At 36.8% G+C, this 8,511-nt stretch carries 4 protein-coding genes and 1 pseudogene; 3 read left to right on the plus strand and 2 right to left on the minus strand.

The features are described from left to right. Nucleotides 1–339: 339 nt before the first annotated feature. Together F6K22_RS22375 and F6K22_RS22380 are read right to left on the minus strand one after the other, a co-directional pair. Nucleotides 340–3,930 (minus strand): caspase family protein, encoded by a 3,591-nt coding sequence (locus F6K22_RS22375; RefSeq protein WP_293102879.1) that lies wholly within the window; start codon nucleotides 3,928–3,930, stop codon nucleotides 340–342. 1,011 nt (nucleotides 3,931–4,941) lie between these two features. After that, nucleotides 4,942–5,256: a lysozyme gene (locus F6K22_RS22380; protein ID WP_293102881.1), complete on the minus strand. Its 315-nt coding sequence runs from the start codon at nucleotides 5,254–5,256 to the stop codon at nucleotides 4,942–4,944. A gap of 677 nt (nucleotides 5,257–5,933) precedes the next feature. Between F6K22_RS22380 and F6K22_RS22385 the strand changes: the two genes are divergently transcribed. The 3 genes and pseudogenes from F6K22_RS22385 to F6K22_RS22395 form a co-directional block, all read left to right on the plus strand. Then, nucleotides 5,934–7,235 (plus strand): AAA-like domain-containing protein, encoded by a 1,302-nt coding sequence (locus tag F6K22_RS22385; protein WP_293102884.1) that lies wholly within the window; start codon nucleotides 5,934–5,936, stop codon nucleotides 7,233–7,235. A 281-nt stretch (nucleotides 7,236–7,516) separates the two neighbouring features. Continuing rightward, nucleotides 7,517–7,810, plus strand: coding sequence for a four helix bundle protein (locus F6K22_RS22390; protein WP_293102887.1), 294 nt, complete (start codon nucleotides 7,517–7,519; stop codon nucleotides 7,808–7,810). Nucleotides 7,811–8,180: 370 nt separating this feature from the next. Continuing rightward, nucleotides 8,181–8,511, plus strand: a pseudogene (locus F6K22_RS22395) (AAA-like domain-containing protein); the annotation flags it as partial.

The following is an 8,511-nucleotide window of genomic DNA, read 5'->3' on the forward strand; positions in this document are numbered from 1 at the left end:
CTAAAGCCTTCTGTCCTAGATAACTAAAGCCTTCTGTCCTAGATAACTAAAGCCTTCTGTCCTAGATAACTAAAGCCTTCTGTCCTAGATAACTAAAGCCTTCTGTCCTAGATAACTAAAGCCTTCTTCCTTCTTTCCTCTTCCTTCTTCCTTACTCTTACCTTACAATACCGATGCTACCGGACTTGATATTATACCACTTTTTTACAATAGATATCTGGTGAAAATTAAAAATCAAATCAATTCTCATCCAGAAATTATCTATTCTTTCTCCCTATTCCCTATTCCCTCTCTTGGTGCGCGTTCCCTTGCGTCTTACGCCGACGCGGGGTCGCACCGCTATTCCCTATTCCCTGACTTCTGCAAGAAGTCTAATGAAAGAGCTTTAGCGATCGCTTCTGATAATCCCTTCAACCCCTCTTGATGTGTAAAGTAAACTAAGTGGTCGCAAGGGATTTCAAGTACATTTGGTGGGAGCGTTCGTTCTACAGGCACATTTTTAATACTGTATATGCTAACAGCAATATCGTTTGGCTGCCCAAAAAATGGTAGTTTTACCACTCGGTCAGACAACTTTTGCATTAACCGCTCAATTAGAGGAGGCCGTGATTCCGATTCTGATTCCAATGCAGTAGGTACTAGAGATGTATTTCCTGCTATAATTGTATAGGGAATGCCAGGGTCAGGACTGGTAGCTAGAGATGTCAAAAAGGGAGAGTTTGGTGCGATCTGATCTAAAGTTACATCAATAGTTTCAATTGCTCCTACTCCAGTTCCTACAAGACTGAGTAATTGTCCAATTACTGGTACTGGCCAGGTAATGGTAGATAAACCATTTAATCCCACAGCTAAAGCGGTTGTTGCCCAATCCTGTACTTTCGGCCAAGGAGAACCACCATTAGGTGTTCCTAACATAATTAAATGTTGAACAATTTTGTTGCCACCTTCACGCTCAATAAACCAGCGAGAAACTAACCCTCCCATTGAATGAGCAACAATGTGCAAAGTTTTGCCATGATTTTCTTTTAACCCCACACTGGCTAACCTTTGCTTCAAAAGCTGTGCATTTTCTTCAATGGAAGTATTCAGGTTTTCGTAATCAAAAGTGAGAACTACATCATAGAGTTCTGCTAAAGATTGAGAATTACCATTGACATCAATTTTGGCAGTTTGTACCGATGGTACTAAGCTTTTGGTATCGCCAATAATGCCATGAATATATAGCAGAATTTTTTCAGCTTTCTCAACCTTTGCTTTGACTTTTTCAGAATCTTTTATATAGTTAATCGAGGTTTCTGAGCTGACATCAACTGCTGCTAAAACCGGATATTGAAACTCCAAAGCTAGTTTCTCGGTCAAAACTTTTTGAAATAAGATTTGAATTGAGCCTCCTAAACTACGCTTGCCATCACTTACTGGTTCGGGTAATCTTTCCAAGACGATTTCTGTTGTGTTGTCTGCTTTAGTATTTGCATAACCTAAAGGCAAGAAAAACTCACCATCATAAGCTAAAGGCAAAAGTTGTTCTTCTTTACCCAATGATTGCTCAACCATTAACTTCAGGGGAGTTTCTGGTGTTACTACCGATCGGTTTTGAACTTCACTCAATTCTAATGCACTCAAACCGGGGTCAGTTCCACGGGTGCTAGTAAATTGAAATGGTTGCAAATTTTTATCTTCAGTTCGTAGAATGGGAGGTAAAACGTGGTTAGCTAAATTTCGGGTTGATTGAGTGATTGTAGTTAGACGTGCTTTCGCTTGTAAGTTAGAGTGAGATTGCAATGTGACACCAGCTCCTAAAGCAACTGTTTCTCCTCGCTGGGGAACAGGAGTATTATGTTGGGGTCGCACCGTAGTTACAAGGACTTGACTTGTTACCCAATCATCGAAAAATTCTTCGTCTTCTGGAGCTGTTGCAAAATCACGGGTTTGCACTTTATTCATCAACCGATTAAAAGTGCTTTTCCGTTTTCCTGCTAATCCACCAATGGCACGAGTCCGAGGCGCATCTAAGTTATCTTGTGCCAATAAATTTGCATCAAATTCAGCCGTGCTAACAATCAGTTTATAGATATCCTTAACCTCGGTAATTCCTTGTTGCCAAAGCTCTTTAGGTACTTGAGCGTAAAGAGTTCCACCTTGCACAGCCCAAGCTGACTCACCCGGTTGCAGCCAAATTCCGCTTGTTGGCTGAAATAAACCAGTCTTGACAGCATAACGGTCAGTTAGATCGAGTACGGTGCAGTAGAGGGGGTCGTTGCTAGTATTTGTGAGCTTAACCTGAAATGTTGGTTCTTTCCATTTTCCCTGTTCTTGTTGATATTCAAGGCGAATTTCTGGAGACTTAATCTCCTGACCATTTTGGAAAATCTCCATTCGCACTGCATTACTAGAAATTTGACTATTTGCTGGACTCGAAAGGGTGGCAATATTTGTCCAACGTGCCATGTGTTCTAAGCGAGCGATCGCCTGCTCTGCTGTTTCTGGTGTATAACCTTCAATAGGAGCAACCAGGGGACGACGATCGATCGGTTGTACAATTACATATTCACTTTTACGAACAAGTAATTGAAATTCGGCTGTTTCGGAAGGGGTGGCTTCGCGAACGTATAGGGAAGGTTTTCCTTCTGGACTAGCAGTAGCTAAAGCTTCCCGTGCTAATTCTACTCCTGCTGGGTCTCCAGAAATAGAAATTAATACTGGTGGTAAGGGGAGACTGGTGACGACTGCTTTATAAGTTGTGTCGGGGTCGAGTTGAGAGATGCCACTAATGTTGATTTTACTTCGTTGGGGTTTTACTTCTGTTACTTGTGCTTCTCCGAGTGCTGCTGATAGCTCTGATAACTCTTGTGGCGAACTGTCAAAGGGAAATAGCGCTAGGGTAGTTGTCTCTTCATCCACTGGATTAACTATTCCGTGAATGGCTCCCCCATCAATAACCCATCCATCATCAGGGTGATTGCTGACAGTAAAGTAGGGAGTACGAGGAGTAATTGCACCACCCAGAAACGGTTGATATATGTCTCCTTGCACTGTGGCTTCCAGTTGGGGTGACTGTGCTTTGACTTTAGCTGTAATCATTGCTTGGGTGCGCTTGAATAAGTCTCGATAGGTTAAATTATCTTTGGCATCCTGCAAAGTTTTAATGAAAAAGTACGAGAAAGCTCCCCGAGGTTTTCCATCTCCAGTGTATTCTTTGGCTTCCTCAATATCCCGACATGCAGCCATAAATACATATCTTGCTGCTGATAAATTCCAACCACTAGGATTAGACTCTAGACTGCGAGATGTTGATAGTTCCTCGACTTTTGCTTTGGAGATAATATAACTCTCGATCGGACGTTGACGTTTATCTATCGGTGCGCGACGAGTATTATCTATCGGTGCGCAACGAATCTCCGGGTCACGAGAACCAGCACCAGAGTGGCAGCAGTCCATCACAATGGTAATGTGTGGGTTCTTTGCTGCTACTTCATCAATTAATTGGTTGATTTCCTTATCTGCTAAATCTCTACTATTTGGAGTACGGCTATCATAGCAAACAATTGTTTCATTCTTACGCCCTGGTTCTATGTGCCAAAATTCTTTGGGAGCGTCCTCTTGAGCGCCATGTCCGGCAAAATAAAAGAGGGCTACATCCTCGCTCCCCGCTTGGCACAAATGTTCGCGGAAACCATTAATCACATTCTCACGGGTAGCTTCTTGATTCAGGAGTGTCCGTATATGTAGGTTTTCTGCTGGAATAGAGCCTTCTAGATACTCTTTGACCGCAGTTATATCATTAACACATCCTTTCAATGGACTGACTGGATAAGTGTATTCATCAATTCCAACCAGTAGTGCGTATATAGTCTTTGCTTCATCTGTACCTCTTTTTCTACCTGCCTCTTTTGTATTTACAGGGTTTGGTCTACCTTTTCTTGAACTCATTTAACATTCCTCCTAAATTTAATTAACACAATTGTATTAGATTGAGCTTTGAGAACATTAGTAGAAGTCTAGAGATATTGTTGTTGCTGAAATTAGCTATGATTTTCGTGCTTAGGGAGCAGGGAATAGGGAATAGAGATTAGTATTAAACTTAAACTGTACCTCACTATCCTCATGCATTGCTGTAAGTCCGTTTCATCTTTTTATTGGATTGACCTTTCAGAGACTGGAGGAGTCAGGAATCAAGAATCAGGAGAGAGAAACTAGAAAAATCCTAACTTGATAAACTCTCTGAGAGTACATACATATAGCTGTAATTTATATCCGCAAATTTCTGTACAAACTTACAGCCTATTCTATGTAAATGTCCTACAGTGATTCTAGTAAAGCAAGGCAACAAAAATAAAACCTTAATTCAAGACTTCAAACACTCTTTCAAAAGCTACTTCTACTGTACTTCATACACCTGGAATTAACTCTAATTATTCATTTTTCTTCATATCTGAAGATTTTTACTGAGATAGTAATCCAAGTGTAACACATAGCAACAATAGCTGTCTTTACAATTTGTCTGACACCAGTTTGATAAATGTTTGCTAAGAATCTCTGTTACCTGTTATCTGTTGCCTATTCTCTGTTATATGTTGCCTATAACTAGATTTTTGTAACATTCTTTTTTCAAATTGGTATTAGTTAGTAGCAAATATTTTTTTCCCAATTTTTGTTTCCTTTGAATCCGAACTCTTCCTGCCAACTGCAACAAAAGTGTTCTGACAGCGATGAGTTTCTACCTGGAAAAGTTGCATGAGTTTACAATTAAGCCACAATTAATGTATTGTCTACATTTTTATTTCGGTAAACTTACAGTAATGTGATTTTATCCTCAACAACCCTTTCCGATAACTCTTTATTACTTCGGAAATCATTAGTTAAAAAAAGATGTTTTTCATCATGTCGCTGGTTAACTACACCAGGTAGCATTTTTTTTGCTCCATTAACCACACCTTCATTCTACTTAAGAAACTCATTTTCAGTACCTTGATAATCTCTTTGATTAAGTTTTTTGAGCACAATACTATCTTTAAATGCACCAATTCCTACATTATAACAGAAAGATACCACAGCATCAAACTGGTTTTGGGTAAGAGGAACTTTAACTAATTGCTTAACTTCATCAGCAACCCTATCGACTTTATCTTGAAGGAATTTTTTGGCTTGCTGTATGCTAACTTTGTCACCTTGTTTGACCTTTTTACCATCAGGATATTTGGTAGTACCATAACCAATAGTCCATATTCCTAATGAGTTTGAAGGAGCACTCAGCACTCAGCAATCAGCAATCAGCTTATCAGGCGTGTATAATGGGGGATTCAAACCCCCAAAAAAGCGCACCACTAATTTTTCAAATTATAGTGGGGGACTTAAACCCTTGGATTTTTAGCTGTTAACGTAGTTCCTCCGCAGGAGGCTAGCTAAATGCTGAAAGCTAATAGCTAGTTAAATAAGCATCAAGATAAAATCCTTCCCATTTTTTGATTAGCTTGAGGCAGTTTGGCGATATTGTTAGTAGAGCTTCCATTGTTTTACCCCCGAAAAATAGTTAAAGCAGATTAGTTGCTGAAACAAGTTAATTAAAGTAGTCTGTATCTCAACTTTGTTTCATTACAAATAATCCTAACTAAGATTTATTTGCCGTGACGAAAAATGACATTTATTTTCAGATTGAATCTTGACTAACTCTCAAAATGAATTTCTAGATAGTCAATGTGAAAAAAAATTCACATTCAGCATCCGAACAGAAAAAATTATGAAAATCTAGTTCACATTCTCTTTAATAAATCAGGAATATCTTAAAATTAAGTATTAGAAAATTATCAGTTAGAACACATTAAAATATACTGACTATATTTTTAATCTTATCACTTTTTATAGCTTGACGCCTTAATAGTTACTAAGTTATGTTAGATGAAACAACCTCAGATATTTTTATTGAACAAAGAATCATGAATAAAGAAATATTCAACCATATTTACTCCCAGTTGACAGATGATGAGAAAGAAACACTACAATTGTTTTTGTCTGGTCAAAAATATGAACAAATTGCTCAGTCAATGAATTGGGATACGTCAAACGTAGGGAAAAAATTAAAAGCGATCGCCTCGAAATTTAACAACTCTAAATCAGTCAAGGAATTTCGGGAGTTTTTGTTTGAAATATTCTGTCAATATCGACCTAATTTAGTTAGTGCTGAGTTGCAAAAATTTTATGGTTTTCATACTAGCAAAATTATCCTGCCTGGTAGACCGGAAAAACCTGATTCTCCGTTTTATATAGAACGTTATCGGGTGAAACGCCGTTCTATTGAATCTGAATGTTATGAAAAAATAGAGGAACCTGGTTCTTTAGTAAGAATTAAAGCTCCCAAAAAAATGGGTAAAACTTCTCTGATGAGACGAATACAAGCAAAAGCAAATCAAAATGATTATCTTCCTATCTATCTGAGATTTGACAATCTGATTGAACCAGATAATATCAGCAATCTTAATGATTTTCTCAAAGCATTCAACAAAAACATAAAAAGTCGGTTTACTGATGTTTCAGATATCAAAGACTGGGATAGTAAAAATGCTAAAATTTCTTGCACTCAAGAATTTGAAGCCTTGTTATTTTATTTGGAGAAAGAGATAGTTTTACTTTTAGATGAAGTGGATGAGATTTTTAAATATTCAGAGATAGCTAAAGATTTTTTTGCCATGTTAAGAAGTTGGTATGAAGAAAGCAATAACTTGGAAATTTGGGAAAATCTCAGGATGGTAATTGCTTATTCGACAGAGTATCATGGCAAATTAGATATTTATCAATCTCCTTTTAATGTTGGTTTACCCATAGAGTTAAAGGAATTTACACCAGACCAGGTAACTCAGTTAGTATATTTACATCAACTTGACCCAGAAATTGTGACTCCTTTAATGTCTATGGTGGGAGGACATCCTTATTTAGTTAGATTGGGTTTATATAAAATGTCTGAGGATGAATTAAAAATTGAAGAACTATTAAAATATGCTCCTACTGAAAGTGGAATTTATCAAGAACATTTAAGTAGACATTTAGAAACTCTGGTAGATAAGCAAAATATTAAAGCAGTTTTTCACGAAGTTTTAAAAGCTAATTCTCCAGTGCGTTTACCTCAGAAAAATCGAGAATTACATCAATTAGAAGCAATGGGTTTAATTACTATTAAAGGTGATGATGCTGAACCTCGTTGTCAGTTATATCGACAATATTTTCAGGAGAGATTGAGGTAATAGAAGAAGGAGTCAGGAGACAGGAGACAGGAGACAGGAGAAAAGAAGGAGTTTTTTATATCAATTCACTTTAAAGATGTCACAAATAGTTTCAAACTTTAAATGTGAAATAATTTCCTGAAACTACTGTTTCTTCAAAGTCCTGAATTTATAAAATCTTACTTTTGACTTTTGACTTTTGACTTTTAACTTCCGTGAAACGGTATTAGGAGTCAGAATTATAATTATTCTGATTAATATGTAGTTACAATACCAGTTTAAATCAAACAATATTACACAAAATGAAAAGAGAAATTGCCAAAAATTTTCAAGACTTAATAGTTGGGCAAAAAGCACATCAACTCGTTTTAAAAGTTTATCGTTTTAGCAGTAATTTCCCAAAAACAGAAACCTATGGATTAACAAGTCAGTTAAGACGAGCATCTGTATCAGTCCCAGCTAATATAGCAGAAGGCTTTAGAAAAAAAGGTTTAGCAGATAAAATCCGATTCTTGAATATTGCACAAGGTTCATTAGAAGAAAGTCGATATTACTTAATTTTGGCAAATAACCTTGAATATGGAGTATCTCCATAACTGATATTGTATTTGGAAGAAGTAATTCAGCAATTAACAATGAACAATTAATAATTACCCCTTCTTAAAACGGATAGGATTGAGTCAAAGGAAAATTTTTTATTTTTCCCCTATCCAAGGGGAGGCTTCAAGACGTGAATTTTTGAATGAATAATTACTGACTATCAACTCTTAATCATTAATTATTAACTCTTAATTATTAATTATTCTGGTAAATTACTATATTCATATCTAATATTAATATCATGTCCGGATAATCAGTGATAAAAAAGTTTTTGTTTGTAGAATAGCTCTCAGCCCTATCTATAACTTAGGGCTAAGAGCTATTCTACGAACCTTAATTATAACTATTCAACCTAATAAAAAAATCATGGTTAATTTCAAATTAAGTGGTGGGGGTTTATCAGCTAATGACCCTACTTATGTACTCAGAAAACAAGACATAGAACTATATGAAAAACTCAATGCAGGAGAATATTGTTATGTATTTAATGCTCGGCAAATGGGTAAGTCTAGTTTGCGGGTGAGAGTAATGAAGAAATTACGCTCTCAAGGTGGTAAATGTGCAGCTATTGATATGACTAGATTGGGTGATTTTTCCATTGAAAAACAATCTTGGTATGAGGGTTTTTTAAGAGAATTATTTCGGGGTTTTGGTCTAACTTATACTATCAATTATCAAGACTGGATAGCTAGCTGTA

It is taken from the genome of Okeania sp. SIO2F4 (assembly GCF_010672385.1).
Lineage (GTDB): Bacteria > Cyanobacteriota > Cyanobacteriia > Cyanobacteriales > Microcoleaceae > Trichodesmium.

What these genes read in the sequence shown, in the direction of transcription:
- F6K22_RS22390 (WP_293102887.1), top strand. Translation starts at nt 7,517, where the DNA reads ATGAAAAGAGAAATTGCCAAAAATTTTCAAGACTTAATAGTTGGGCAA.
- F6K22_RS22375 (WP_293102879.1), bottom strand. Translation starts at nt 3,930, where the DNA reads ATGAGTTCAAGAAAAGGTAGACCAAACCCTGTAAATACAAAAGAGGCA.
- F6K22_RS22385 (WP_293102884.1), top strand. Translation starts at nt 5,934, where the DNA reads ATGAATAAAGAAATATTCAACCATATTTACTCCCAGTTGACAGATGAT.